Genomic DNA, 25,052 nt, shown 5'->3' on the forward strand with positions numbered 1-25,052 from the left:
ATCACTCCGGAGGAGGCCCTCGACCTCTACCGGTCGGCGCCCCTGCACGCGCTGGGCGCGGCCGCCGACGCCGTGCGCCGACGCCGCTACGCCGGCACCCGGGTGCCTCGGTCCGCCGCCCCGGGTCAGACCGCTATGTCGGGGCCCGCGTCCTTGCCCTCCAAGGCGGGGAGTTCCTCGTTCGGGACGGCGCCACCGAAGCGGCGGTCCCGCTGGGCGTACTCCAGGCAGGCCCGCCACAGGTCACGGCGGTCGAAGTCCGGCCACAACACATCCTGGAAGACCATCTCGGCGTACGCGCTCTGCCAGATCAGGTAGTTGGAGGTGCGCTGCTCGCCGCTGGGGCGCAGGAAGAGGTCGACGTCCGGCATGTCCGGGTAGTAGATGTACTTCGCGAAGGTCTTCTCGTTGACCTTCGCGGGGTCCAGCTTTCCGGCCGCGACGTCCTGCGCGATGCGCTGCGCGGCGTCGGCGATCTCGGCCCGGCCGCCGTAGTTGACGCAGAAGTACAGCGTCATCCTGTCGTTGTCCTTGGTCTGCTCCTGGGCGACCTGGAGCTCCTGGACGACGGACTTCCACAGCTTCGGCATCCGGCCCACCCAGCGGATGCGGATGCCCAGTTCGTCCATCTCGTCGCGGCGGCGGCGGATGACGTCCCGGTTGAAGTTCATCAGGAACTTCACTTCTTCCGGGGAGCGCTTCCAGTTCTCGGTGGAGAAGGCGTACAGGGAGAGGTTCTTGACGCCCATCTCGATGCAGCCCTTGAGGACGTCCATGACGACACCCTCGCCGACCCTGTGGCCCTCGGTGCGCGGGAGACCCCGTTCCTTGGCCCAGCGACCGTTCCCGTCCATGACGACGGCGACGTGCTTGGGCACCAGCTCGCCGGGAATCTTCGGGGGTGTGGCCCCGGAGGGGTGCGGCTCGGGGGTCTTGTATGTACGCCTGTTACGGCCACCGAGGATCCCGCGTACTGCCATGAGCTGTCTCGTCTCCCTGTGCCTGCTGTGCCTGTGTTACTTCTCTACGTATCGCAGCGAGCGCAGTCCGCGCTCCAGGTGCCAGTGCAGATAGGCGGACACCAGCCCGCTCCCCTCCCTGACATGCCGCGCCTCGCACGCGTCGGCCGCCTCCCAGTCGCCGGTGAGCAGCGCGCTCAGCAGGGCGACGGCCTCAGCTGAGGGTACGACGCTGCCGGGCACCCGGCAGTCGCCGCATACGACGCCGCCGGCCGCGACGGAGAAAAACCGGTTCGGACCGGGCATTCCGCACCTGGCGCAGTCCTCGAAACTGGGTGCGTAGCCGTTGACCGCGAGGGAACGCAGCAGGAAGGCGTCGAGGATCAGGTTCGGGGCGTGCTCCCCGCGGGCGAGGGTGCGGAGCCCTCCGATGAGCAGCAGGTACTGCTGGACCGCGGGCTCGCCCTCGTGGTCAGTGAAGCGCTCGGCGGTCTCCAGCATCGCGGTGCCGGCGGTGTACCGGGCGTAGTCGGTGACGATGCCGCCCCCGTACGGCGCGATGGTCTCGCTCTGGGTGCAGAGAGGCAGTCCGCGGCCGATCAGCTCGCTGCCACGGGCGAAGAACTGCACGTCCACATGGGAGAACGGTTCGAGGCGGGCGCCGAACTTGGACTTCGTACGCCGCACCCCGCGCGCGACGGCCCGCACCCGGCCGTGGCCGCGGGTCAGGATCGTGATGATCCGGTCGGCCTCGCCCAGTTTCTGCGTGCGCAGCACCACGCCGTCGTCCCGGAACAAGCTCATGCACCCATTGTCCTGTACCCAGCCGGCGGAGCGGGCCCGCCCCGGAAGACCGCCCGCGACGGGCGCCCCCGTTCAGCCTCCGTCAGCCGCGCCGCCGGCCGGTACCGCGAGCCCCGACTCGTACGCAACGATGACCAGCTGCGCCCGGTCCCGGGCGCCCAGCTTGCCCATGATCCGGCTGACGTGGGTCTTGGCGGTGAGCGGGCTGAGGCCCAGGGTCTCGGCGCCGCCGCCACACGATCGGTACGGCGCTCGCGATCAGCAGCACCCAGCCGAGCGCGTCCGGCGTCCGCGCCTGGTCGGTGGTGAGGGCGAGGACGGTGGAGAGCGCACCGGCGCCCCCCGCGACGAGGGCGTCGGTGCGCGTCTTGTGCGGTGCATGCAGGGGGTCGCGGTTGACGACCGCCAGGATGCGTTCGCGTCGGCGCGTGGATCGGGACACCCCGCCATCCTGCGGTACGCGCGCCGACACCGTCACCGGTTCCGTACGAGTTCGGGCGCGCGCGGCCCAAGGGTGACGGGAGTCCGGCTGAGCTTCCCCGGCCACCAGATGGTGCGCTGGAGTGCCACGCTCGCCGAGGTCACCAGGTAGGTGCGGACCAGGAAGGTGTCGAGGAGTACGCCGACCGCGATGACGAAGCCCATCTCGACCAGGCTGACCATCGGCATGTTCGTCAGGACGGCGAAGGTGGCCGCGAGCACCAGTCCGGCCGAGGCGATCACGCCGCCGGTGGTGCGCAGGGCGGTGAGTGCGGCGGCGGTCGGTTCGGCGCCGTGGAGCGCCTCCTCGCGGACCCGGTGCATCAGGAAGATGCCGTAGTCGACGCCGAGCGCCACCAGGAAGACGAAGGAGAGCAACGGCAGTCCGGGGTCGGCGCCCTTCAGTCCGAGGACCGGTTCGAAGACCAGCCCCCCGATGCCGAGGGCGGCGCCCCAGACGGCGACGACTGCGGCGACGAGCAGCAGCGGGGCGACGAGGCTGCGCAGCAGCGCGATCAGGATCAGCAGGACGGAGAGGAGGACGAGCGGGACGACGAGCTTCAGGTCCCGGGCGTCGGCCGTCTCCAGGTCCATCTGCTGGGCGCTGGGACCGCCGACATGGCTGCCGTCCAGTCCGTCGCGCAGGGCCTCGATGGTGGCCTGTTCGCCCGCGGACTCGGGGGCGTCGGTGGCGGCGACGGAGAGTTCGGTCCAGCCGCCGCCGCTGCGGCCGCGTTCGACGGCCGCGACACCGTCGGTGGCGCGGGCCTTCGCCATGGTCTCGGCCACCCGGTCGGTGGGGGCGATCACGGTGATCGGCTGGGTGGACCGCTCGGGGTAGGCGGCGGCGAGTGTCTCCATCGCGGTGATCGAGTCCGGCTTGCTGGTGAAGGAGTCCTCCTGCTTCAGGTCTCCGGGCATGTTGAACGCGCCGAGCGCCAGCGCCCCCAGCAGCACACCGCCGCTGGCGAGTACGGCGACGGGCCGGCGTCCGGCCGAGCTGCCCATCGCGGCGAACAGTGAACGCCGTTGCCCGGGTGTGCTGCCGTACGCGGGGACGAGTGGCCAGAACACCCGGCGGCCGAGCAGGACCAAAAGCGCGGGCAGCAGCGTCAGCATGGCGAGCAGCGCACAGAGCACGCCGACAGCGGCGATGGGGCCCATGCCGCGGCTGCTGGTGAGGTCGGCGGCGAGCAGGCACAGGAGGCCCGCGGCGACGGTGCCGGAGGAGGCGAGGACAGCGGGTCCGCAGCCGCGCAGGGCGGCGGCCATGGCGTCGTACGGCCGTGCGACGCGGCTCAGTTCCTCGCGGTAGCGGGAGACGAGCAGCAGCGCGTAGTCGGTGCCCGCGCCGAAGACGAGGATGGTCATCACGGCGGAGCTCTGGCCGGTGACGGTGACGTCGAAGCCCCGGTTGAGCCCGTAGACGACGGCCATGGACAGCGCGTCGGCGACGCCCGCGACGACGAGCGGCACCAGCCACAGCAGCGGACTGCGGTAGATGACGATCAACAGGATCGCCACGACCGCGACGGTCGTGTAGAGCAGCGGTCCGCCCAGTGACGTGTAGACCTCCTGGGAGTCGACGACCAGCGCCCCGGGGCCGCCCACCTCGACGCTCAGCCCGCCGCCGCCCTTCGCGACGTCTCGCACCTCGTCGACGAACGCCTTCCTGGCCTCGTCGTCCTGGCCGGGCTCGGTCGAGGAGACCGGGTACATCAGCGTCGTACCGTCCTTGGCGGGGACGCCCCTGGGGGTGCCGGTCAGGGTGTGGCCGCGCGCGAGCGCGGCGGCCTGCCGGTCCGCCGTGGCCCGGTCGGCGGCGGTCAGACCGCCGTCGCGGTGGTAGACGAGGACGAGATCGGTGGACTCCCCGCCGGGCAGCGCGTCCTGGATCTTCGCCACCTGCGTGGAGTCGGCGCTCGCCGGCAGGTAGTCGACGGCCCGGTTGGTCTGTACGTCGGCGAGCTTGCCCGCCAGGGGCCCGGCGAGCGCGATCACGGCGACCCAGAGCGCGAGGACCGCCCACGGCAGCATGCGTCTTGAGCTTCCCGCCCGGGGCGGTGTGCCGCTGTCTTCTGTTACGGCCCTCATCACGGGCCCCCCTTCAGCCGGTTGTCCGGTACGTGTCCAGACTCCCGGCCGCCGGGGGCCGATTCGTCGCACCGGGGGCCGACTTCGCGGCTACCGCCGGGGTGGGCGAAGGAGCGCCCGTACTCCCGCGGGAGTACGGGCGCGGTGCGCAGCGGTGTATGTCACGAGGGGGTGCGCGCCGCCGCGGCGAGCAGCCAGGCCGTGTCCTGCGGGCAGAGCTGCAGCGCGGCGCCGACCGTGGTCAGCACCTCGCGCTCCGCCGGGCTGTACGGGCCGTCGGCGAGCGCGATCCTGGCGCCCTGCAGGAGGATCGACTCGCGTCCACCGGGCGCCAGGTGCGGGGCGAGGGGTTCCAGCGCCTCGTGGAGCTCGATGGCGAGGGCGGCGCCGCACGCCTCGGCGGCGGCGTCGAACGCGGAGCCGTGTCCGATGTCGGCGGCGAGGACCTCGACCACGGTGGAGAGCTGGTCCTCGGTGCAGTCGTCGACCCCGGCGCCGCGCACGGTGGCCGCCGCCGTCTCCAACGCGGTGCGGGAGGCGGTGCCACCGGCGGCGAGGATGCCGAGCGCGACGATGTGGACGGCGTCCCGGAGCATCGCGGAGAACCGGGTGGTGGTGGGGTGGTCGAGCGCGTCGGTGCCGAAGTGGGTCCGGCAGGCGGCGCATTCGACGACGGGGCCCACGGTGCCGCGACGCAGCAGTGGCACGCCGAGCACGGCGAAGCGCCGACGGCCGGTGAGACGGCGGTAGTTGCGGTCACCGCCGCAGCCGGGGCAGAAGAACTCGCCGTCACCGACGGCGTCCCAGATGGTGCGGATGCCGCAGATGCGCAGCTTTATGGCGCGTTGTCCCAGGACTGACCGCACGTCGCACACCTCCGTAACTCCCCCGTGGCCCCAAGGGCACGGGAGGCGCCCCCTTCGGCAACATTGCCGTGTCGACGTGATGTTAACCACAGTCGCGATGTGACGTCAGCACCTCGCTCGTCACAACCGTCGGGAGATGGCCGAACCCCGCCTCCCTGGAGCGGGTGGGCGGGGTCCTTCGGCCGTACGGTTCTACGCCCTTTCGGGCGCGGGGTCAGCGGGTCGCGCGGTTGACCGCGGAGACGACCGCCTTCAGCGAGGCCCGTGTGGTGTTGGCGTCGATGCCGATGCCCCACAGAACCTTTCCGTCGATCGCGCACTCGATGTACGAGGCGGCCTGGGCGCTCGCGCCCTCGCTCATGGTGTGCTCGGTGTAGTCCAGCAGACGGGCGTCGATGCCGATGGCCTGCAGCGCTTCGAAGAACGCGGAGATCGGACCGTTGCCGGTACCGGTCAGCACGGTGTCCGCGCCGTCCACGGTCGCGTCGACCGTGATCGTGTCCTGGCCGTCGGAACCGGTCGTGGTCTGACCGGAGCGGATCTGTACGCGCCCCCAGGCGTTCTCCGGGTTGGGCAGGTACTCGTCCTGGAACGTGGACCAGATCTGCGCCGGCGTGACCTCGCCGCCCTCGGCGTCGGTCTTGGCCTGAATGATCCGGGAGAACTCGATCTGCATCCGGCGCGGCAGGTCCAGCTTGTGGTCGTTCTTGAGGACGTAGGCGATTCCGCCCTTGCCCGACTGCGAGTTGACCCGGATGACCGCCTCGTACGAGCGGCCGACGTCCTTCGGGTCGATCGGCAGGTACGGCACCGCCCACTCGATGTCGTCGACGGTCTTGCCCTGGGCGGCCGCGTCGGCCTCCATGGCGTCGAAGCCCTTCTTGATGGCGTCCTGATGGGAGCCGGAGAAGGCGGTGTAGACCAGGTCGCCCGCGTAGGGGTGGCGCGGGTGGACCTCCATCTGGTTGCAGTACTCGCTGGTGCGGCGGATCTCGTCGATCTGCGAGAAGTCGATCTGCGGGTCGACGCCCTGCGAGAACAGGTTCATCCCCAGCGTCACCAGGTCGACGTTGCCGGTGCGCTCGCCCTGGCCGAACAGGCAGCCTTCGATCCGGTCCGCACCGGCCATGATCGCCAGTTCGGCGGCGGCGACGGCGGTGCCGCGGTCGTTGTGGGGGTGGACCGACAGGCAGATGTGCTCGCGGCGCGACAGGTTGCGCGACATCCACTCGAACCGGTCCGCGTGGGTGGACGGCGTCGAACGCTCCACAGTGGCAGGCAGGTTGAGGATGATCTCGCGGCCCTCCTCGGGCTGCCAGACGCCGCAGACGGCCTCGCAGACCTCCAGGGCGAAGTCCAGTTCGGTGTCGGTGAAGATCTCCGGGCTGTACTGGTAGCCGAAGATCGTCTCGTCGCCGAGGATCTTCTCCGCGTACTCCATGACCAGCCGGGTGCCGTCCACCGCGATCTGCTTGACCTGCTCCTTCGAACCGCGGAAGACCACGCGGCGGAAGGTGGGAGCGGTGGCGTTGTACAGGTGCACCGTGGCGCGCCGCGCACCGACCAGTGATTCAACAGTTCGCTCGATCAGCTCCTCGCGGGCCTGGGTCAGGACGGAGATCGTCACGTCCTCGGGGATCGCACCCTCTTCGATGATGGAGCGCACGAACGCGAAGTCGGTCTCGCCGGACGACGGGAAGCCGACCTCGATCTCCTTGTACCCCATGCGTACGAGCAGGTCGAACATCTCGCGCTTGCGGGCCGGTGACATCGGGTCGATCAGTGCCTGGTTGCCGTCACGCAGGTCGGTGGACAGCCAGCGGGGCGCCACGGTGATCCGGTTGTCCGGCCAGGTGCGGTCGGGGATCTCGACGGCCTCGTACCGGCCGTACTTGTGGAACGGCATCCCGGACGGCTTCTGCAGCTGAGTGGCGTTGGTGATCGGCGTTGGCCGGCCGACGGCGTTCTCGGCGGGGGTCTGAGCGGGATTCGCGACGGTCATGACGTACGGCTCCTCGGGGTCCAGCGTTGGGACGGCCGACTGTGTCGCTGCAACACCAGACTCCGCGGGGAGGGGGTCGGCCTACGACTACAGGCCCTCGCCGCGGCAGCTAAGAAGAAGCAGCCCGAAACGCATGATGCGACGAGACTAACCGAGAGGCGCCCGAGACGTCGGTCGTGTATCAGTATGCGGGACCGGACCTCGGTAACGGGTAAACAGTGATCGATCACTCCATTTGTCCAATCCTTATGGCAAACAGTGACATCACGATGACGCAGTGCCACAGTCGAACTCATGCAGCCTCGACCTCAGCACGGGTTCCAGCCCGTCTTCTGCACGATCGTGCCGCCCCACGTACTCGACAAGCTGTCACAAGCCGACGACCCCGATCTGGCCGGTCCGGCCCGCCGCACCCTGGAGGGCGACGCCGCCCGGCGCACCCGCCGCCAGATGGCCACCCTCGTCACCCCCGCACCCGGCCCCGCGACGACGGACCAGCTGTCCGACAAGCCTGAGCGCACGCTCTACGACTGCCGCCACGGCACGCAGCTGCCGGGCTTCAAGGTCCGGGGCGAGGGCGAGGAACCGACGAGGGACGCGAGCGTCAACCGCGCGTTCGCGGGACTCGGCGCCACCTTCGAACTGCTGCTCACGGCATACGGCCGCCATTCGATCGACGGCAACGGGCTGCCGCTGATCGGCTCCGTCCACTACGACGAGAAGTACAACAACGCCTTCTTCGACGGCGAGCAGATGGTCTTCGGCGACGGGGACGGGGAGATCTTCCTCGACTTCACCGTCGCCATCGACGTGATCGCCCACGAGCTGACGCACGGGCTGACCCAGCACACGGCCAACCTGAGCTATTTCGGCCAGTCCGGCGCGCTCAACGAGTCCATGTCGGACGTCTTCGGTTCCCTGGTGAAGCAGTACTCACTGGGCCAGACCGCCGACCAGGCGGACTGGCTGATCGGCGCAGGTCTACTGGCCCCGCGGGTGCAGGGCGAGGCGCTGCGCTCGATGAAGGCGCCCGGTACGGCGTACGACGACGACGTGCTCGGCAAGGACCCGCAGCCCGCGTCGATGGAGGACTACATCCACACCACCGAGGACAATGGCGGTGTACACCTCAACTCTGGCATCCCGAACCGCGCCTTCTGTCTGTTGGCCACGGCACTCGGCGGCAACGCGTGGGAGCGGGCGGGACAGCTCTGGTTCGACGTCCTCACGGGCCGCCGCCTGGCCGCGGACGCGGAGTTCACGGATTTCGCACGCCTGACGGTCGAGGCGGCGAGGGACCGCTTCGGCGAGGGCGACGAGTTGGAAGCGGTACGGAAGGCATGGTCGGAGGTGGGCGTGCCGTCCGCGTAGGCCCGGTCACGGTTCCTGTCCTCGATCGCCGGAGCTCGGAGAAAAACAAGCCGCTCCGGCGATTGAGGAGCGGGGTCCTGGGCAGAGCCCCGGAAACAACCCGAGAGGAGTCGAACCATGCGGATCCAGGTCACCCGCACCGGCGGCTTCACCGGAATCGCCCGCCACCGCGAGATCGACACCTCGGATCGCACCGACGCCGCGGAGTGGGAAGCCCTGGCCGAATCCGCACTCGCGGCGGGCCACGACACCCCACCGCTTGGGGTGCCGGACGGCTTCCGGTACCGGATCACGGTCGACGACCGCACTGCGCACTGCGCGGATCCGCACCTGACCGACGCCCAGCGCGCACTGATCTCACGCGTCCTCAAGGAGGGCGCGTGAGATCGACGCACAACTGACCCGCCGCCGGACTCCGCCGGCGCTCAGAACCCCAGCTTGCGCAGCTGCTTCGGATCGCGCTGCCAGTCCTTGGCGACCTTCACATGCAGGTCCAGGAAGACCGGCGTGCCGAGCAGCGCCTCGATGTGCTTGCGCGACTTCGTGCCGACCTCTTTCAGCCGCTTGCCCTTCGGGCCGATGATGATGCCCTTCTGGCTGGGCCGCTCGATGTACACGTTCGCGTGGATGTCGAGCAGCGGCTTGTCCGCGGGCCGGTCCTCGCGCGGCAGCATCTCCTCGACGACGACCGCGATCGAGTGCGGCAGCTCGTCACGTACGCCTTCGAGCGCGGCCTCCCGGATCAGCTCCGCGACCATCACCATCTCGGGCTCGTCGGTGAGGTCGCCCTCCGGGTAGAGCGGCGGGCTCTCGGGGAGCAGCGGCGCGATCAGGTCGGCGAGAAGGTCGACCTGGCTGTCCTTCACGGCGGAGACCGGAATGATCTCTGCCCATGCGAAGCCGAGCTCCTCGCCGAGACGGGAGACGGCGATCAGCTGTTCGGCGAGCTGCTTGGAGTCGACCAGGTCGGTCTTGGTGATGACCGCGATCTTCGGGGTCTTCTTGATCCCCGCGAGCTCCTTGACGATGAACTTGTCACCGGGGCCGAGCTTCTGGTCGGCGGGCAGGCAGAAACCGATGACGTCGACCTCGGCCCAGGTGGTCCGCACGACGTCGTTCAGCCGCTCGCCGAGCAGCGTGCGCGGCTTGTGGAGGCCGGGGGTGTCGACCAGGATCAGCTGTGCGTCCTCGCGGTGCACGATGCCGCGCACCGTGTGGCGGGTCGTCTGGGGCCGGTTGGAGGTGATCGCCACCTTCTGGCCGACCAGAGCGTTCGTAAGGGTGGACTTGCCCGCGTTGGGGCGGCCCACGAAGCAGGCGAAGCCGGCCCGGTGGGGGGCGTTGTTCTCAGCCTGCTGCGCAGCAGCTTCTGGGTTCGGTCGAGCGCTCATGGCGCCCATTGTCCCCGATCCCGGCGGTCCCGCCGCACAGCGGGCGGCCTGCTGCCGTCTCAGGCCCTGCGGATGCGGCTCCGCCGGGCCCGTATCCACATCCCCGTACCGCCGCCGACGATCACCAGCAGGACCGCGGCCATCAGCCAGGGCAGTGCGATGTACCGGGCGGCGGCGGACTCGTGGGTGTCGCGGGCGCTCGCGGTCAGTTTGATCTCGCCCCATTCCAGCTGCGGCGCGTCGGCCCATTGCTCGGTCAGCCGGACCTCCTGGCGGGGCAGCAGCTCGGACGGGATCTTCTTCAGGTCGCGGGCGAGCAGGGTGCGGCCGAAGAGCCCCTGGGCCTTGAGGGCGACCTTGGGGTTGAGGGTGACATTCCCGCGGTTGTGGAGGGTGTACGAGATGACGGCCCGGCTCTCTCCGGTGCCCGGGACGAGCGGCTGGGTGTGCTTGACGGTGACGTCGTCGACGGACAGCGCGGACATCGCCGGTCCGTTCACCCGGAGATAGATCCGGGCGCCGACCGCTTTCCGGATGCCGACGGCGACGGCTCCCCGGTCGGCGGGGTCGATGCGTTCGTCGAGGGCGACGATGGCACCCGGGTGGTCTCCGGGCTCGGCGGTCTCCGGGAGGGTGACGGTGACCGGCACGGTGACGGAGCCGTGCGGTTTCACGGTGACCTTGTCACGGCCGGTCCTCGCCCAGGCGCCGATGGAACGCTGCTTCTCGTCCGGGGAGCGGACGGCGAACCCGCCGTCGCGTTCGGTGTTGTAGGCGTCGGCGGCATACAGCCGGAAGGTCAGCGGCTCGGCGGTCTTGTTGGTGACGGTGACCTTGTCGGTGAGGGTGGTGCCAGGGTCGGCGGAGAGATAGAAGTACGGGCGCTGTCCGTACTTCGTCGTGGCCGGGTAGACGGACCAGCTGCCGTTGTCCGCGGCATGGCCCTCGGGTGCGCCGAACAGCAGCAGAACGGCGGCCAGGAGGAGTACGTACAGCTTGCGCACGGTGCGGAACCCCCAGGGTGCTCGGTATGGACGAGGTGGGCCGGCCGGGTTCGCCGCCCGGCCCACCGGTCGGTCGGGGACCGACGCTCAGGTGAGGGTGAGCGTCAGCACGCCGGAGTACGTGCCGGTCGCGGTGTACGCCGGTACGTCCAGGGCGAGCCGGGCGTCGACGGTGAACTCACCGCCGGTGAACGCTCCGTTCGGGGTGGACGCCAGGGTGGCGCCCGCGCTGCCGACCGAACCCTCGGAACCTGCGGCGCAGGTGCTCGGGCTCCCGGGCTTTGTCGCGCAGGCCGGGGTCCAGCTGAGCGCGGAGGCGCCGATCCTCGCACCACCGGGGCCGCTGAAGTCGGTGATCTTGCCGGTCAGGGACCAGCCCGCGGGACCACCACGGAAGTCCTTGACCGTCACCGTCTGCAGGGAGCCGCGGGAGGCGCCGCCCGTGCCGAAGTCGACCGCCGACATCTCGACGGTGTCGCCGGCCTGGGTCATGGACAGGGTGCCCGCCTTGACGGACGAGGTGAGTCGCTGGCTGTCGCCGGGGATCTCCCCGCCGCCACCGGTGACGGTGTACGCCTGCGGGCCCGCGCCCTTGTCGGCGTCCCAGCCGGAGCCCTCGTACGCGACGATGCCGGTGGTCGCCGGATCGTTGACGGTGAGCTGTCCTGTGAAACCGCCGTGGCTGTCGGCCGTCACCATGATCGTGTCCGCGGTCTGGGTGCCACCGGCCCGGCCCGCCAGGGTGACGTTCGCACCCGCGGTGAACTTCGACCCGGTCACGGTGACCGGGTCGCCCGCCTTGCCGGAGGCCGTACCGAGCTGGATGGCACGCTCGTTGACCTGGCCGCCGCCGTTCGTCGCGATGACCGTCTGGGAGACGGGGGCGGGCGGGTTCGTCACCGTGCAAGGGGTGTCCAGCTCCATGATGTAGCTGGTGTGGATGTTGTAGTCGCCGGGTGAGAGCGTGATCTCACCGGGTGCGGTGACCGTGAAGGCGCCCGTCATGGAGAAGGACGGGAAGCTGCCCTTGCCGGGTACGGGGTCGTTCTTCTTGGGACCGGCGACGGTGACGCTGCCGCTCTGGGCGCCGCCGACGGTGACCTTGCCGGTCGGCGTCATGATGTCGGCGGGCAGGGCCAGATCGACCGGGTTGCTCGCGGCCGGCTTGACCACGGTGTACGTGATGTTGACCGTGTCGCCCACCTTCGGGGCGGCGTTGTCGACGCTGATCTGCGCCGTCGTCGTCCCGTCGATCGGCGGAATGCCCGCCATGGCCGGCGGGATGCAGTGCGTCGGGAAGTCCACCGCGACGGAGGCCGTCGCCAGGGCCTGCGCGGGGCCTGCGAGTCCTCCTCCCCCGGCGACGACGAGCGCGGTGACGCCGAGCGCGGCGGCCCAGCGGCGCCTGCGGTCCGGGTGTCTTCGGGTGGCGGATCTATGAATGGTCGGATGCGTGGTCGGACGCATGGAGCCCCCTCCTGCGGGACGCGGCGCAGAGGCTCTTCTGCGCCGGCAGGGGGCCATTGATGACGTCGGCCGAAAAGAAGTCAATGGCAGCGAAATGCCATGACTGATGGGCCATCAGATACTGTCAAGATCCCTGCTCCCAGGGATCCTGACGACATCCGAGGTCAGCCTGCCGTCACACTGACGCGCACCGCGCCGTCCGGTCCGGCCAGCAGCACCGGGGTCTGCGGCCCGCCGAGGTCCCGCACCGCCGCGCGGTCCGCGTCCGACGGGGTCTCCGCCTCGGAGACGATCGCGGCCGCCTCCAGAGAAGTGGCGCCGCTGGCCACCGCCATCGCGACGGCGGTCTGCAGGGCGCTCAGCTTCAGCGACTCCAGCTGTACGGTGCCCGCGACGTACGTCCGTCCGGTCTCGTCCCGTACGGCCGCGCCTTCCGGCACACCGTTGCGGACGCGGGCGCTGCGCGCCAGCGTGACGATCTTGCGGTCCTCGGGGCCGAGGTCGGTGCTCTCAGTCATGTGCCGAGCATACGAAGCGGACGGCCGGGACCGGCACGCGGGCGGTCACCCGGCACATCGAGCCGCGGCGGCCCTCAGGGGCGGCGGGCCTCCGCCGCGCGTGACGGGCCGCGGCCGGCCCCCGCGGCGGTGGAGGGGCGGGTCCGGAGCGGCGCCCCGGACCCGGTCCCGCTCTACCCCCGGTCCAGCCGCAGCCGCTCCGCCCGCGGCAACCCCGCCACCACCAAGTCGTACGAGTCCTCGATCAGCTCCCGCAGCAGCCGCCCCGGCACCCCCGACACCGTCACCGTGTTCCAGTGCCGTTTGTTCATGTGCCACCCCGGGGCGATCGCCGCGTGCTCCTCCCTCAGCCGCACCGCGTCATCCGGATCGCACTTCAGGTTGACCGTGAGCGGCCGTGCGTCCAGCGCGCTGAGCGCGAACATCTTGCCGAGCACCTTGAAGACCGACGTCTCCGGTCCGAACGGAAACTCCTCGACGCTCGCGTTGAACGCCAGGCAGAACGCCCTCAACTCCTGCGGGGTCATTCCGCTGCTGCCTCCTCCGGCGCCACCGGCTCCACCAGTACCGTGACGATCTTGTTCCGGCGCCCTGCCGGGGACTCCGCGGTCAGCCGCAGCCGACGCCCGTCGGGCAGATCGACGACTGAGGAAGCCCCGGCGATCGGCACCCGGCCGAGCGCCTTCGCCAGGAGTCCGCCGACCGTCTCCACGTCCTCGTCGTCGAAGGCGTCGACCCCGAACAGCTCGCCCAGGTCGCCGATGTCGAGCCGGGCGGTCACCCGGAAGCAGCCGTTCTCCAACTCCTGGACGGGCGGGAGCTCACGGTCGTACTCGTCGGTGATCTCACCGACGATCTCCTCCAGGATGTCCTCGATCGTGACGATGCCCGCCGTGCCGCCGTACTCGTCGATGACGACGGCGACGTGGCTGCGTTCCTGCTGCATCTCGCGCAGCAGATCACCGGCGTTCTTGGTGTCCGGCACGAACGCCGCGGGACGCATCGCCGTGGAGACCGGATCGGCCTCCGACTCCCGGTTGATGTGCGTCTTGCGGACCAGGTCCTTGAGGTAGACGATCCCGACGACGTCGTCCTCGTTCTCCCCGGTGACCGGGATCCGGGAGAACCCGGAGCGCAGGGCCAGGGTCAGCGCCTGCCGGATCGTCTTGTACCGCTCGATGCAGACCAGGTCCGTCCGCGGCACCATCACCTCGCGCACCAGCGTGTCGCCGAGCTCGAAGACGGAGTGCACCATGCGCCGCTCCTCGTCCTCGATCAGCGACTCCTGCTCGGCGAGGTCGACCATCGCCCGCAGTTCCGCCTCGCTGGCGAACGGACCCTTGCGGAACCCCTTGCCGGGGGTGAGCGCGTTGCCGAGGAGGATCAGCAGCTGCGGGATCGGGCCCATGATCCTGGCGAGCGGCAGCAGCACGTACGCCGCGGCCGTCGCCGTGTTCAGCGGGTGCTGCCGCCCGATGGTGCGCGGCGAGACGCCGATGGCGACGTACGACACGAGGACCATCACGCCCATCGCGACGGCCAGCGCCTCCCAGGTCTCCGGGAACTCCTTCAGGCAGACGTAGGTGACGAGCACACCGGCCGACGTCTCACAGGCGACCCGCACGAGCAGGGCGACATTGAGATAGCGGGTCGGGTCGGCCGCGACCTGTTCCAGCTTGTCGCTGCCACGCCGCCCGGAGCGCACCGCCTCAGCCGCCCGGAAGCTCGACGTGCGGGCGATGCCCGCCTCGGCACAGGCCGCCAGCCAGCCGAACACGACCAGCAGAACGGCACCCAGGACGAGAGGGACGCTCACGAGACGGTGGGGGCGGGCGAAGGACCGGTCAGGCCGTGCTCGGCACGCCAGCCGTCCACGATCGCCGCCTGGAGACCGAACATCTCGGCCTTCTCGTCCGGCTCCTCGTGGTCGTACCCCAGCAGATGCAGCACCCCGTGGACGGTGAGGAGCTGGAGCTCCTCGTCCATGGAATGCCGGGTCTCCGCGTCCTCGCCCTGCTTCTTCGCGACCTCCGGGCAGAGCACGATGTCACCGAGGAGCCCCTGCGGGGGCTCCTCGTCGTCCTTCGACGGCGGACGCAGTTCGTCCATCGGGAAGGACATGACATCCGTCGGACCCGGCAGGTCCATCCACTGGATGTGGAGCTGCTCCATGGCGTCGGTGTCCACCACGATCACCGAGAGTTCGGAAAGCGGGTGGATCCGCATCCGTGCGAGCGCATAGCGGGCGATATCGAGGATCGCCTGCTCGTCGACCTCGGTTCCGGACTCGTTGTTGACGTCGATCGACATGGTGCGCTGCGACTACTTCCGTTTGTGGCTGTCTCGGTTGTCGTACTTCTCGTACGCGTCGACGATACGGCCGACGAGCTTGTGCCGGACGACATCCTGGGAGGTGAGCCGGGAGAAATGCACGTCCTGCACGCCGTCCAGGATCTCCTGGACCTGACGCAGACCGCTCTTGGTCCCGTTCGGCAGGTCGACCTGGGTGACGTCACCGGTGACGACGATCTTCGAGTCGAAACCGAGCCGCGTCAGGAACATCTTCATCTGCTCCGCGCTGCTGTTCTGCGCCTCGTCGAGAATGATGAACGCGTCATTGAGCGTCCTTCCGCGCATGTACGCCAGTGGCGCCACCTCGATCGTGCCCGCCGCCATCAGCCGCGGGATCGAGTCGGGGTCGAGCATGTCGTGCAGCGCGTCGTAGAGCGGGCGCAGATACGGGTCGATCTTGTCGAAGAGCGTGCCGGGCAGGAACCCGAGCCGCTCCCCCGCCTCGACGGCGGGCCTGGTCAGAATGATCCGGCTGACCTGCTTGGACTGCAGGGCCTGGACCGCCTTCGCCATGGCCAGATACGTCTTGCCGGTACCGGCGGGTCCGATACCGAAGACGATCGTGTGCTTGTCGATGGCGTCGACGTAGCGCTTCTGGTTGAGCGTCTTGGGGCGGATCGTGCGACCGCGATTGGAGAGGATGTTCTGCGTGAGCACCTCTGCGGGCGTCTCGCCCTGCGGCTCCCCCTGCCCGTTGCCGCTCGCCCGGAGCATGGCGATCGAGCGTTCCACTGCGTCCTCCGTCATCGGCTGCCCGGTGCGGAGCACGAGCATCATCTCGTCGAACAAGCGCTGAATCAGGGCGACATCGGCTGCGTCACCCGTGGCTCGGATTTCGTTGCCCCGGACATGAATATCGGCCGCCGGGAACGCCGTTTCGATCACGCGCAGCAGCGAGTCGCCCGACCCCAGGAGCATCACCATGGGGTGTGCAGCCGGAATCATGATCTGGGCACGCGCCTGCGGCTGTGTGGGTGTCTGAGTCATGGGCCGGCCCTCGGGCCTGCACATACCTCCCGTTGCAGGGTTCTCGCCGCTCGACAACCTCTCGACTACCAAGCCTACGACTCCACACGGACAACACCGAGCGCTTTTTCGCACATGGTGCGAACATCTGTGCCCGCGTCACGCGGGGTGGCGGAAGCCGATCGTCGGTACGGCCCGGCGCAGCGGCCACGGCCGGGCGGCGGCGGGAAGCAGATGCTCCAGGAACGCGTACCGCTGGAGGGCCGCCGGATCCTGCCCGTCACAGGTGCGGACCCGCTGCCACCAGGCGGCGATCTCCGCCCAGCCCGGCGCCGACAGGGACCCGCCGAACTCCTGGACGGAGAGCGCCGCGGTCAGTCCGGCGAAGGCCAGCCGGTCGGCCAGCGGCCAGTCCGCCAGGGTGCCGGTGACGAATCCGGCGACGAAGACATCGCCCGCGCCGGTCGGGTCGAGGGCCTCGACCTCGATCGCGGGCACCTCGGCGGTGACACCGGTCGCCGCGTCCACCGCGTAGGCGCCCTCCGAGCCCAGCGTGACGACGGCGAGCGGCACCCGTTCGGCGAGGGCGCGGGCGGCGGCACGGGGGCAGTCGGTACGGGTGTAGCGCATCGCCTCCTCCGCGTTGGGCAGGAACGCCTGGCAGTGCTGCAGGTCGGGCAGTGCGTCCAGGTCCCAGCAGCCGGTTTCGTCCCAGCCGACGTCGGCGAAGATCCGGGCGCCGTGCCGGGCCGCGGCGGCGACCCACGGCTCGCTGCGGCCGGGGGTCAGCGAGGCGACGGCGGCTCGGGCGCGCGGCGGGCAGCGCGGGAAGGCCCGGTCCGCGCGCGAGGGGGCGGCGGGGGGCGGGGCCTCGTGTCCGTGCGAGACCATCGTCCGCTCGCCCTCGTACGCCATGGAGACGGTCACCGGCGAGTGCCAGCCGGGGACGGTGTGCGACATCGAGAGGTCGATTCCCTCGCCCTGTTCGAGGGCGTCCCAGCAGTACTCCCCGTAGTGGTCGTCGCCGAACGCGGCAGCGAGCGAGGTGTGCAGTCCGAGCCGGGCCAGCGCGGTGGCCATGTTGGCGACGCCGCCGGGGCTGGAGCCCATACCGCGGGCCCAGGACTCGGTGCCTCGGACCGGGGCGCTGTCCAGGCCGGTGAAGACGATGTCGAGGAAGACCGTGCCGGTGAGGAACACATCGCAGTCCGGGTCCTGCGGGGCACGCAGCCCGTCCAGCGGGTCGATGCCCGGATTGTCTGTGCTCACCTTGCACTCCCCGGTCGTGGCAGATCCGGCCAGTGTGCCCGATTCACCCCGGCATCCGGGGTGGGTCCGCGCCGTCGCGCCGGACGGGCGTGAGCCGGACCGGCACCTGACGCGCCCCGGGTCCGCGCACACCAACACTGACCTGCGCAAATATGCGCTGCTACCCGCTTCGTAAGGTAGCAAACACCCGTGTGGCCCAGATCACTCAGGGGCGCCTTTCGGTCGACTGTGCGCACTTGATACAAATTGGCCCGCACGCACCGTCGCCGATCGATACCGACGAGTGCCACGCCCCCCTGCTGCACCCCTCCCCGCCTTCCCTGCCTCCTTCGGCATGTCTTCAGGAACGCCCATGTCCCCGCGCCCTCGCGCCGCGTGGCCCCTGGTCGCCGTGTTCACCGCCGGTTACCTCGCCGCCTATCTGCTCCCCACCATCGTCGGCCGGCTCTCCACCTATCTGGGCCTCAGCGCGGCCCAGGCGGGTCTGGTCGGCAGCGCGCTCCTGCTGAGTTCGGCCACCGCCGGATTCACACTGGCGGGCCGGGTCGAGCGGTACGGGTCGCGGAGACCGGCGCGGGCCGGACTGGCGCTGGCCGTGGTGGGCTACGGGTGCGCCGCGCTGGCCGGTTCCGTGCCCCTCGTGGTCATGGGCGCGATGATCGGCGGGCTCGGCTCGGGTACGGCGACGGCAGTGGCCGCGGCCGGTATCGCCACGCAGCGCGACCCGCACCGGACCTCGTCCCTGGGCCTGCTGAGCGTCTCCGCGACCGCGGGCGCCCTCTATCTGACGATCCCTCACCTGGGTGGCGGCCACCGGCTGCCGTTCGCCTCGATCGCCCTGGTCGCCCTGCTCGTCTGGCCCGCCACCGCGCGGCTCGGCGGCTCGACGCCCACCGGTTCGACGGCACCGGTGGGCGGCCGGCTGCCGCACCGCCGCTCCGGTCTGGTGCTGGCGGGCGGCATGCTCGTCTGGTCGATGGCGCAGAACGCCCTGTGGGGGGTCAGCAGCCGGATCGGCGTGTCCCAGGCCGGGCTCTCCGAGGTCACCATCGGCGCGGTGTTCGCCGCCGCGCTCGGCGCCGGCCTGCTCGGCGTGATGGGCGCCGGAGTGCTGGGCGCCAGACTCGGCCGGGCCGTCCCGATCGGTCTCGGGACCGTGATCATCGCGGGCAGCATCGTGCTCAGCTCGTCGGCCGCCGGGCTCGGCTCGTTCGCCACCGGCGAGATCACGTGGAACACCGTCTACCCGGTGGTCCTGTCGTATCTGATCGGTCTGGCCGCGTCACTGGATGTACGGGGCCGCTGGGCGGTCCTCGCGGGCTCCGCGTCGTCCGTCGGCGTGGCCTGCGGCCCGGTCCTCGGCAGTGTGCTGTCCGAGACGGCCGGCTACCCGGTGATGGGCCTGATCCTGGGCGCCATGACCCTGCTGGTCGCCGCCCCGGTCACGGCCGTCGCGCTGCACACCGGCGGCCGTCCGCTGGTGCCCGGCTCCGTCCGCCGCCGGGGCGGCGCCCCCGCGGCGCTGCTCGCCGCGACCACCGGCACGCTGCCCGGCGCGGTGCCCAGGATGGGCGCGCCCGAACAGGCCGTCACGGAAATCAGCATGCCTGCGCTGCGCCGCAGGCGCCTCGGCAGGAACGCGTTCCGGACAGCCGGTCCGTCGGGCGCGGACGGTCAGAGCCTGCCGGGTGGCCTCTGATCGGGCGGCCACGCCCTGGCAGGCTCTCAGTCGAACGCGTACGCCTCGACCTCCGACAGATAGCGCGACCTGCGCTCCTCGTCGTGGTCGAGGAAGGCCGCCTCGAAGGAGTTCCGGGCCAGGGTGCGCAGCTGCTCACGCTCCAGCCCGAGCGCCTCGTGGACGGCATGGAAGGTGTCTCCGACGTATCCGCCGAAGTACGCGGGGTCGTCGGAGTTCACCGTGCAGAGCAGCCCGGCGTCCAGCATCGCCCGCAGCGGGTGCTGCTCCAGGGTGTCGACGGCGCGCAGCCGTACGTTGGACAGCGGGCAGAGGGTGAGCGGCACCCGGTCGGCTGCGAGCCGCTTCACCAGGCCCGGGTCCTCCATGCAGCGCAGACCGTGGTCGATGCGTTCGACCCCGAGGACGTCGAGCGCCTCCCGGATGTACTCCGGCGGACCCTCCTCCCCGGCGTGTGCGACCTTCCGCAGCCCGAGCGCCCCGGCCGCCTCGTACACCTCACGGAACTTCGCGGGCGGATGCCCGACCTCCGCCGAGTCCAGGCCGACGGCGCTGATCCGGTGCAGGTACGGCTTCGCGGCGTCGAGGGTCTCCAGGGCCGATTCGGCGGACTGGTCGCGCAGGAAGCACATGATCAGCTGGGTGGAGATGCCATGGGTCTCCTCGCTGCGGTCGAGCGCCCGGCCGAGTCCTTCGACGACGGTGCCGATCGGGATGCCTCGGGCGGTGTGCGCCTGCGGGTCGAAGAAGATCTCCGCGTGGCGGACGCCCTGGGCGGCCGCGCGGGTGAGGTAGGCGTCGGCGAGCTGCTCGAAGTCCTCCTCGGTGCGCAGGACGGCCATCAGCGCGTAATAGAGGTCCAGGAAGGACTGCAGGTCGTCGAAGAGGTAGGCGGTGCGCAGCTCTTCGGTGTTCGCGTAGGGCAGCTCCACGCCATTGCGTTCGGCGAGGGCGAAGGCCAGCTCGGGTTCGAGGGTTCCTTCGATGTGGAGGTGGAGTTCTGCCTTGGGGAGATGCACGGATTGCTCGCTCATTCTTGCTGCTGTTGATGCCGACTCGGGACGGGAACGCTGATCAGGTCCTGGGCGATGGTCAGTTCGCCCTCGAACCCGGCGGCGCGGGCCTGGGAGGCGAAGACACCCGGATCTCCGTACCGCTGCGAGAAGTGCGTCAGCACGAGATGCCGTACGCCCGCCTGGCGGGCCACCCGGGCCGCCTGTCCGGCGGTGAGATGACCGTGGTCGACGGCGAGCCGTTCGTCCTCGTCGAGGAAGGTCGACTCGATGACCAGCAGGTCGCACCCTTCGGCAAGCGTGTACACGCCGTCGCAGAGCCGCGTGTCCATGATGAACGCGAAGCGCTGGCCGCGCCTGCGCTCGGAGACCTCGTCGAGGCCGACGCCGCCCAGCGAGCCCTCGCGCTGGATCCGCCCGACGTCCGGCCCGGTGATCCCGTGCTCGGCGAGCCGGTCGGGCAGCATGCGCTGCCGGTCGGGCTCGACGAGGCGGTAGCCGTACGACTCGACGGGGTGGGAGAGCCGGTGGGCGTGCAGGGTGTACGCGCCGGTCTCGGCGAGGACCCCGTCGGCTGTGACCGGGGCCTCGGTCAGCTCGACGGATTCGTGGTAGGCGGTCGCGTACCGCAGCCGCTCGAAGAAGCGCTGCCCGCTCGCCGGGTAGTGCGCGCTCACAGGGTGCGGGACCTGGTCGAGATTGATGCGCTGGATCACCCCGGCAAGGCCGAGGGAATGGTCGCCGTGGAAGTGCGTGACGCAGATCCGGTTGATGTCGTGCGCGGCGACTCCGGCGCGCAGCATCTGGCGCTGGGTGCCCTCGCCGGGGTCGAAGAGGATGCCCTCGCCGTCCCAGCGCAGCAGATAGCCGTTGTGGTTGCGGTGCCGGGTGGGGACCTGGCTGGCGGTGCCGAGGACGACGAGTTCGCGTACGGACATGGGTGCGGCCTGCGATTCGGGGGATTCGGCGTTATCCGGGCGGCCACTGCATTCCGCGGCCGCCCAGGACGTGGGCATGCGCGTGGAAGACGGTCTGCCCGGCACCGGTGCCGGTGTTGAAGACGACCCGGTAACCGGTGTCGGTGATCTTCTCGTCGGCGGCGACGTTCGCGGCCTCGAGCAGTATGTCGGCGGCGATCTGCGGCTCGGCAGCGGCAAGGGTGGCGGCGTCGCGGTGGTGGACGCGGGGGATGACGAGGATGTGGGTGGGGGCCTGGGGGTTGATGTCGCGGAAGGCGACGGTCGTCTCGGTCTCGCGGACGATGGTTGCCGGGACGTCTCCCGAGACGATCTTGCAGAACAGGCAGTCGGGCTGCGGTTCTCCCGCCATGGCCGGGCTCCTCGGTCGCGTGGTTGATCCGTACACGGGCATGCTATCGGGCGCGGTTGCCCGGCTCCCGAAACCGGGGGCGGAGCCCCGGTCCCGGGAACGGGCGGGCAGGGGAACGAGGGCCTATCTTCCGGATCAGGCCGGATCCGGAAGAAAGGCCCCGGCCCCCTATCCCGGCAGACCCGGTGCCGACTTCGCCGGGCTCTGCGCGAGTCCGTCCAGCGCGATCCGGATCGCGGCGTCCAGCTGCGGATCCCGTCCCGCCGCATGGTCCTGCGGCGCCATCACGACCTCCACATCCGGGTCCACCCCGTGGTTCTCCACGCCCCAGCCGTACCCCTCAAGCCAGAACGCGTACTTGGGCTGCGTGACCAGCGTGCCGTCGACGAGCCGGTACCGGCTGTCGATGCCGACCACGCCGCCCCACGTCCGCGTACCGACCACCGGCCCGATCCCGAGCGCCTTGATCGCCGCGTTCACGATGTCGCCGTCCGAGCCGGAGAACTCGTTCGCCACGGCCACCACCGGACCGCGCGGCGCGTCCCCGGGGTAGCTGTACGGCTGCATGCCGCGCGGCAGGTCCCAGCCGACGATGCGGCGGGCCAGCTTCTCCACGACCAGCTGCGACGTGTGACCGCCGCGGTTCTCCCGTACGTCCACCACCAGCCCCTCACGGGCCACTTCGACCCGCAGGTCCCGGTGGAGCTGCGCCCAGCCGGAGCCGACCATGTCGGGGACGTGGAGGTAGCCCAGGCGTCCGCCGGACTGCTCGTGCACGTACGCCCGCCGGTCCGCCACCCACGCGTGGTACCGCAGCGCCTCCTCGTCCGCGGTCGGCACGACGACGACATGCCGCAGGTTGCCGCCGTCCACCGGCGAGACGGTCAGCTCGACCGGCTTGCCCGCCGAACCGGTGAGCAACGGCCCGGGCCCGGTCAGGGAGTCGATCTCCTGACCGTCGACGGCGAGGATCGCGTCCCCGGCGCGGACCGCGACGCCGGGCGCGGCGAGCGGCGAACGGGCCGCCGGGTCGGACGTCTCGGACGGCAGGATCCGGTCGATACGCCAATGGCCTTCGTCCGTGCGGGAGATGTCGGCCCCGAGCAGCCCCTGCCGGCTCGCGTCGTCGTTCCGGCCGCCCGGCGGCGTCACATACGCGTGCGAGGTGCCGAGCTCCCCCTGCACCTCCCAGAGCAGGTCGACGAGGTCGTCATGGGTGGCGACGCGCGCCAGCACCGGCCGGTAGCGGTCGAGGACGCCGTCCCAGTCGACGCCGCCCATGTCGGGCCGCCAGAAGTTGTCGCGCATGATGCGGCCGGCCTCGTCGTACATCTGGCGCCATTCGGCGGCCGGTTCGACGGTCCGGCGGATCCGGGAGAGGTCGACGGTGACACTGTTGTCGCTGCCGCCGTCGTGGTCGTCGTCGGAGCCCGCCGGGACACGGCTGTCGGCGGGTACGACGCGCAGCTTGCCCCGGGTGTGCAGGACCAGCCGCTTGCCGTCGCCGCTCACGGCGAACCGGCTGACGTCGGAGGCGAGTTCGTCGCTGTGCAGCCTCTCCAGGTCGTACCGCTCCAGGACGGTCTCCGGCCCCTGGGAGTCCGGCGTCGCCCCTGCCGTGCCGAGCACGCCCGTCACCGGGTGCCGCAGCCACAGCAGTCCGTCCTTCGCCGCGCGCAGCGAGGAGTAGCGGGCGGCCTCGACGGGCAGCGGCACGATCCGGTCGGCAAGCCCGTCGAGGTCGATCCGGGTGACGGGCAGCGCGGTGGGGTTGTCCTGGTCGCCGTCGCCGGAGCTCTTCTCCTTCTCGGTCGGGCGGCCGTGGCGCTGCGGCCCGAACGGGGAGGGCGTGGTGGCGGCGAGCGTCAGCAGGTGCGGGCGGCAGGCGCCGACGAAGGCCAGGTCGAAGACGTGCGCGTCGTAGACCGGGTCGAAGGTCCGCTCGGAGAGGAAGGCGAGGTGCTTGCCGTCGACGGTGAACGCGGGGGCGTAGTCCCGGAAGCGGAGCGGCGTGGCCTCGGCGACCGACAGATCGGCGAGGTGCGCGAGCTTGAGCTGGCGCAGCGGCCCGGGCCCGGGGTGGGACCAGGCGAGCCAAGCCGAGTCCGGCGAGAAGACGAGTCCGGAGGCGTCGCCGTGTTCGCTGCGGTCGACCTCGTGGACCTCGCCGCTCTCCCGCTCGACGATCAGGATCCTGCCGTCGTGCGAGGCGACGGCGAACCGGCTGCCGTCGGCGGCCGCCGCCAGGTCGAGCACCCTGCCGAGCCGGCCGGCGGCCAGTCGGCGCGGTGCGGTGCCCGGAGCCGTTCCGGTGGAGGGTGCGCACTCCAGGGCGTCGTCGCCCTCGGCGTCGGTGACCCAGACGACGTGCTGATCGCCGTCGGCCTGGAAGGTACGGGGCAGTCTGGCCCGCACCCCGGGTTCGACGGCCAGCGCGCGGGCCGGGCCCTCGCGGTGGGTGACCCAGTGGACGGCGCCGCGCGTCCCGACGGCACTGCCGCGGCCGGTACGGTCCGGGGACGCCGAGTCGAGGTAGCTCCCGGCGTGCACGGAGTGCGGCTGGAGGTCGGCACGCTGGCCGCCGAGGCGGATGTCGAGACGCCGGGGTCCGGCGCCTTCCAGGTCGTCGAGCAGCCACAGCTCACCGGCCGAGGCGTAGCTGACGCGGGTGCCGTCGGTCGTCGCGTGGCGGGCGTAGAAGCCCTCGGCCTCGGTGTGCCGACGCAGGTCGGAGCCGTCGGGGAGCGAGGAGTAGAGCGCGCCGACGCCTTCATGGTCGGAGAGGAAGGCGAGACGGTCGCCGACCCACATCGGGCATTCGATGTTGCCGTCGAGGCCCTCGTGGATCCGTACGAAGTCCGCGACGCCGTCCGGCCCCTGGCCTTCCGCGGGTGCTTGTGCGAGCCACAACTTGCCCGCCGTGCCGCCCCGGTAGCGCTTCCAGGTGGCGGCCTCGCGCCCCATGGTGGCGGAGAGCAGCAGGACCCGTCCGCCGGGTCCGTACGCGAGGGAGCCGACCGGTCCGTACGGGAGGGTCCGCGCGGGCCCGCCGTCGACCGGGACGGCCCGGGCCCAGCTGCGGCGCAGCGACACCTGCCCCTGGGTGCTGGTGACCAGGACGTCCCCCTCGGGGGTCCAGCCGCGCACGGTGGTCCGCGCGTCGCCCCAGTAGGTCAGCCGCTTCGAAGGGCCGCCGTCGACGGGGGCGAGGTGCACCTCGGGGGCGCCGTCCCGGGTGGATGTCCAGGCGACGTGGGTGCCGTCGGGCGATATGTGTGGCTGGCCGACGGGCCGGTTGTCGGCGCTGACCCGCCAGGCCCGGCCACCGTCGAGCGGCGCCAGCCAGACATCGTCCTCGGCGGTGAAGGCGATCAAGTCGCCCTGGACATGGGGGTACCTGAGATAGGCAGGCTGTGTCACATCGATCACCCTAGGCTGCGGTCGTGCTCCGGGGAACGGAGTTGGCCG

At 70.8% G+C, this 25,052-nt stretch carries 21 protein-coding genes and 1 pseudogene; 3 read left to right on the forward strand and 19 right to left on the reverse strand.

The annotated features are described in order from the left end of the window. Window positions 1–125: 125 nt before the first annotated feature. The 6 genes and pseudogenes from AB0N06_RS28360 to leuA all read right to left on the reverse strand — a co-directional run bounded on the left by AB0N06_RS28360 (window position 126) and on the right by leuA (window position 7,205). Complete coding sequence (locus AB0N06_RS28360) at window positions 126–980, reverse strand: isoprenyl transferase (protein ID WP_366137525.1); 855 nt, start codon at window positions 978–980, stop codon at window positions 126–128. 36 nt (window positions 981–1,016) lie between these two features. Then, window positions 1,017–1,763 carry a DNA repair protein RecO gene (recO, locus tag AB0N06_RS28365; RefSeq protein WP_366137527.1) on the reverse strand — a complete coding sequence of 249 codons (747 nt, stop codon included), beginning with the start codon at window positions 1,761–1,763 and terminating at the stop codon, window positions 1,017–1,019. 72 nt (window positions 1,764–1,835) lie between these two features. Next, a pseudogene (locus tag AB0N06_RS28370) lies at window positions 1,836–1,988 on the reverse strand (helix-turn-helix transcriptional regulator); the annotation flags it as partial. A 249-nt stretch (window positions 1,989–2,237) separates the two neighbouring features. Beyond that, window positions 2,238–4,280, reverse strand: a complete 2,043-nt coding sequence (locus AB0N06_RS28375; protein WP_366137528.1) for an MMPL family transporter — start codon at window positions 4,278–4,280, stop codon at window positions 2,238–2,240. Window positions 4,281–4,498: 218 nt separating this feature from the next. Next, window positions 4,499–5,203, reverse strand: a complete 705-nt coding sequence (locus AB0N06_RS28380) for a TerB family tellurite resistance protein (RefSeq protein ID WP_366137529.1) — start codon at window positions 5,201–5,203, stop codon at window positions 4,499–4,501. Window positions 5,204–5,417: 214 nt separating this feature from the next. Next, window positions 5,418–7,205, reverse strand: a complete 1,788-nt coding sequence (leuA, locus tag AB0N06_RS28385) for a 2-isopropylmalate synthase (RefSeq protein ID WP_366137530.1) — start codon at window positions 7,203–7,205, stop codon at window positions 5,418–5,420. Between the two features lie 294 nt (window positions 7,206–7,499). Between leuA and AB0N06_RS28390 the strand changes: the two genes are divergently transcribed. Further along, a complete protein-coding gene (locus AB0N06_RS28390; RefSeq protein WP_358858993.1) occupies window positions 7,500–8,576 on the forward strand; it encodes a M4 family metallopeptidase in 1,077 nt (358 codons plus the stop codon). 117 nt (window positions 8,577–8,693) lie between these two features. Then, window positions 8,694–8,960, forward strand: a complete 267-nt coding sequence (locus AB0N06_RS28395) for a protealysin inhibitor emfourin (RefSeq protein WP_366137531.1) — start codon at window positions 8,694–8,696, stop codon at window positions 8,958–8,960. Window positions 8,961–9,001: 41 nt separating this feature from the next. Here the strand turns inward: AB0N06_RS28395 and era are convergent, their stop codons facing one another. The 9 genes from era to AB0N06_RS28440 form a co-directional block, all read right to left on the reverse strand. After that, window positions 9,002–9,976: a GTPase Era gene (gene era, locus AB0N06_RS28400; protein WP_366137533.1), complete on the reverse strand. Its 975-nt coding sequence runs from the start codon at window positions 9,974–9,976 to the stop codon at window positions 9,002–9,004. Between the two features lie 50 nt (window positions 9,977–10,026). Next, window positions 10,027–10,971, reverse strand: a complete 945-nt coding sequence (locus tag AB0N06_RS28405) for a DUF916 domain-containing protein (protein ID WP_366137534.1) — start codon at window positions 10,969–10,971, stop codon at window positions 10,027–10,029. A gap of 87 nt (window positions 10,972–11,058) precedes the next feature. Further along, window positions 11,059–12,438: a beta-xylosidase gene (locus tag AB0N06_RS28410; RefSeq protein WP_366137535.1), complete on the reverse strand. Its 1,380-nt coding sequence runs from the start codon at window positions 12,436–12,438 to the stop codon at window positions 11,059–11,061. A gap of 164 nt (window positions 12,439–12,602) precedes the next feature. Next, window positions 12,603–12,956, reverse strand: coding sequence for a cytidine deaminase (locus tag AB0N06_RS28415; RefSeq protein WP_366137536.1), 354 nt, complete (start codon window positions 12,954–12,956; stop codon window positions 12,603–12,605). Window positions 12,957–13,129: 173 nt separating this feature from the next. Further along, window positions 13,130–13,483, reverse strand: coding sequence for an MmcQ/YjbR family DNA-binding protein (locus tag AB0N06_RS28420; RefSeq protein WP_366137537.1), 354 nt, complete (start codon window positions 13,481–13,483; stop codon window positions 13,130–13,132). After that, window positions 13,480–14,772 (reverse strand): hemolysin family protein, encoded by a 1,293-nt coding sequence (locus AB0N06_RS28425; RefSeq protein ID WP_366137538.1) that lies wholly within the window; start codon window positions 14,770–14,772, stop codon window positions 13,480–13,482. Before AB0N06_RS28425 ends, AB0N06_RS28420 begins: the two co-directional genes overlap by 4 nt. Beyond that, window positions 14,769–15,266, reverse strand: a complete 498-nt coding sequence (ybeY, locus tag AB0N06_RS28430; RefSeq protein ID WP_356481747.1) for an rRNA maturation RNase YbeY — start codon at window positions 15,264–15,266, stop codon at window positions 14,769–14,771. Before ybeY ends, AB0N06_RS28425 begins: the two co-directional genes overlap by 4 nt. Before the next feature lie 12 nt (window positions 15,267–15,278). Beyond that, the gene (locus tag AB0N06_RS28435; protein WP_366137539.1) at window positions 15,279–16,295 is read right to left on the reverse strand and encodes a PhoH family protein; all 1,017 of its coding nucleotides are present in this window, start codon (window positions 16,293–16,295) and stop codon (window positions 15,279–15,281) included. A gap of 138 nt (window positions 16,296–16,433) precedes the next feature. Further along, window positions 16,434–17,543 carry a PfkB family carbohydrate kinase gene (locus AB0N06_RS28440; protein WP_366137540.1) on the reverse strand — a complete coding sequence of 370 codons (1,110 nt, stop codon included), beginning with the start codon at window positions 17,541–17,543 and terminating at the stop codon, window positions 16,434–16,436. A 352-nt stretch (window positions 17,544–17,895) separates the two neighbouring features. Between AB0N06_RS28440 and AB0N06_RS28445 the strand changes: the two genes are divergently transcribed. Next, window positions 17,896–19,242: an MFS transporter gene (locus AB0N06_RS28445; RefSeq protein WP_366137541.1), complete on the forward strand. Its 1,347-nt coding sequence runs from the start codon at window positions 17,896–17,898 to the stop codon at window positions 19,240–19,242. Between the two features lie 26 nt (window positions 19,243–19,268). Here the strand turns inward: AB0N06_RS28445 and AB0N06_RS28450 are convergent, their stop codons facing one another. From AB0N06_RS28450 to AB0N06_RS28465, 4 genes are all read right to left on the reverse strand, one after another. After that, on the reverse strand, window positions 19,269–20,261 hold the full coding sequence (locus tag AB0N06_RS28450) for an adenosine deaminase (RefSeq protein ID WP_366137554.1): 993 nt from the start codon (window positions 20,259–20,261) through the stop codon (window positions 19,269–19,271). A gap of 11 nt (window positions 20,262–20,272) precedes the next feature. Further along, entirely contained in the window at window positions 20,273–21,193 is a 921-nt protein-coding gene (locus tag AB0N06_RS28455) for a ribonuclease Z (protein WP_366137542.1), read from the reverse strand. Between the two features lie 31 nt (window positions 21,194–21,224). Beyond that, entirely contained in the window at window positions 21,225–21,584 is a 360-nt protein-coding gene (locus tag AB0N06_RS28460) for a histidine triad nucleotide-binding protein (protein WP_358859004.1), read from the reverse strand. A 168-nt stretch (window positions 21,585–21,752) separates the two neighbouring features. Continuing rightward, window positions 21,753–25,004, reverse strand: a complete 3,252-nt coding sequence (locus AB0N06_RS28465; RefSeq protein ID WP_366137543.1) for a S41 family peptidase — start codon at window positions 25,002–25,004, stop codon at window positions 21,753–21,755. Between the last annotated feature and the right edge of the window lie 48 nt (window positions 25,005–25,052).

It is taken from the genome of Streptomyces sp. NPDC051020 (assembly GCF_040683105.1).
Lineage (GTDB): Bacteria > Actinomycetota > Actinomycetes > Streptomycetales > Streptomycetaceae > Streptomyces.

What these genes read in the sequence shown, in the direction of transcription:
- AB0N06_RS28360 (WP_366137525.1), bottom strand. Translation starts at nt 980, where the DNA reads ATGGCAGTACGCGGGATCCTCGGTGGCCGTAACAGGCGTACATACAAG.
- recO (WP_366137527.1), bottom strand. Translation starts at nt 1,763, where the DNA reads ATGAGCTTGTTCCGGGACGACGGCGTGGTGCTGCGCACGCAGAAACTG.
- AB0N06_RS28375 (WP_366137528.1), bottom strand. Translation starts at nt 4,280, where the DNA reads ATGCTGCCGTGGGCGGTCCTCGCGCTCTGGGTCGCCGTGATCGCGCTC.
- leuA (WP_366137530.1), bottom strand. Translation starts at nt 7,205, where the DNA reads ATGACCGTCGCGAATCCCGCTCAGACCCCCGCCGAGAACGCCGTCGGC.
- AB0N06_RS28390 (WP_358858993.1), top strand. Translation starts at nt 7,500, where the DNA reads ATGCAGCCTCGACCTCAGCACGGGTTCCAGCCCGTCTTCTGCACGATC.
- AB0N06_RS28395 (WP_366137531.1), top strand. Translation starts at nt 8,694, where the DNA reads ATGCGGATCCAGGTCACCCGCACCGGCGGCTTCACCGGAATCGCCCGC.
- era (WP_366137533.1), bottom strand. Translation starts at nt 9,976, where the DNA reads ATGGGCGCCATGAGCGCTCGACCGAACCCAGAAGCTGCTGCGCAGCAG.
- AB0N06_RS28410 (WP_366137535.1), bottom strand. Translation starts at nt 12,438, where the DNA reads ATGCGTCCGACCACGCATCCGACCATTCATAGATCCGCCACCCGAAGA.
- AB0N06_RS28415 (WP_366137536.1), bottom strand. Translation starts at nt 12,956, where the DNA reads ATGACTGAGAGCACCGACCTCGGCCCCGAGGACCGCAAGATCGTCACG.
- AB0N06_RS28420 (WP_366137537.1), bottom strand. Translation starts at nt 13,483, where the DNA reads ATGACCCCGCAGGAGTTGAGGGCGTTCTGCCTGGCGTTCAACGCGAGC.
- ybeY (WP_356481747.1), bottom strand. Translation starts at nt 15,266, where the DNA reads ATGTCGATCGACGTCAACAACGAGTCCGGAACCGAGGTCGACGAGCAG.
- AB0N06_RS28435 (WP_366137539.1), bottom strand. Translation starts at nt 16,295, where the DNA reads ATGACTCAGACACCCACACAGCCGCAGGCGCGTGCCCAGATCATGATT.
- AB0N06_RS28445 (WP_366137541.1), top strand. Translation starts at nt 17,896, where the DNA reads ATGTCCCCGCGCCCTCGCGCCGCGTGGCCCCTGGTCGCCGTGTTCACC.
- AB0N06_RS28455 (WP_366137542.1), bottom strand. Translation starts at nt 21,193, where the DNA reads ATGTCCGTACGCGAACTCGTCGTCCTCGGCACCGCCAGCCAGGTCCCC.
- AB0N06_RS28460 (WP_358859004.1), bottom strand. Translation starts at nt 21,584, where the DNA reads ATGGCGGGAGAACCGCAGCCCGACTGCCTGTTCTGCAAGATCGTCTCG.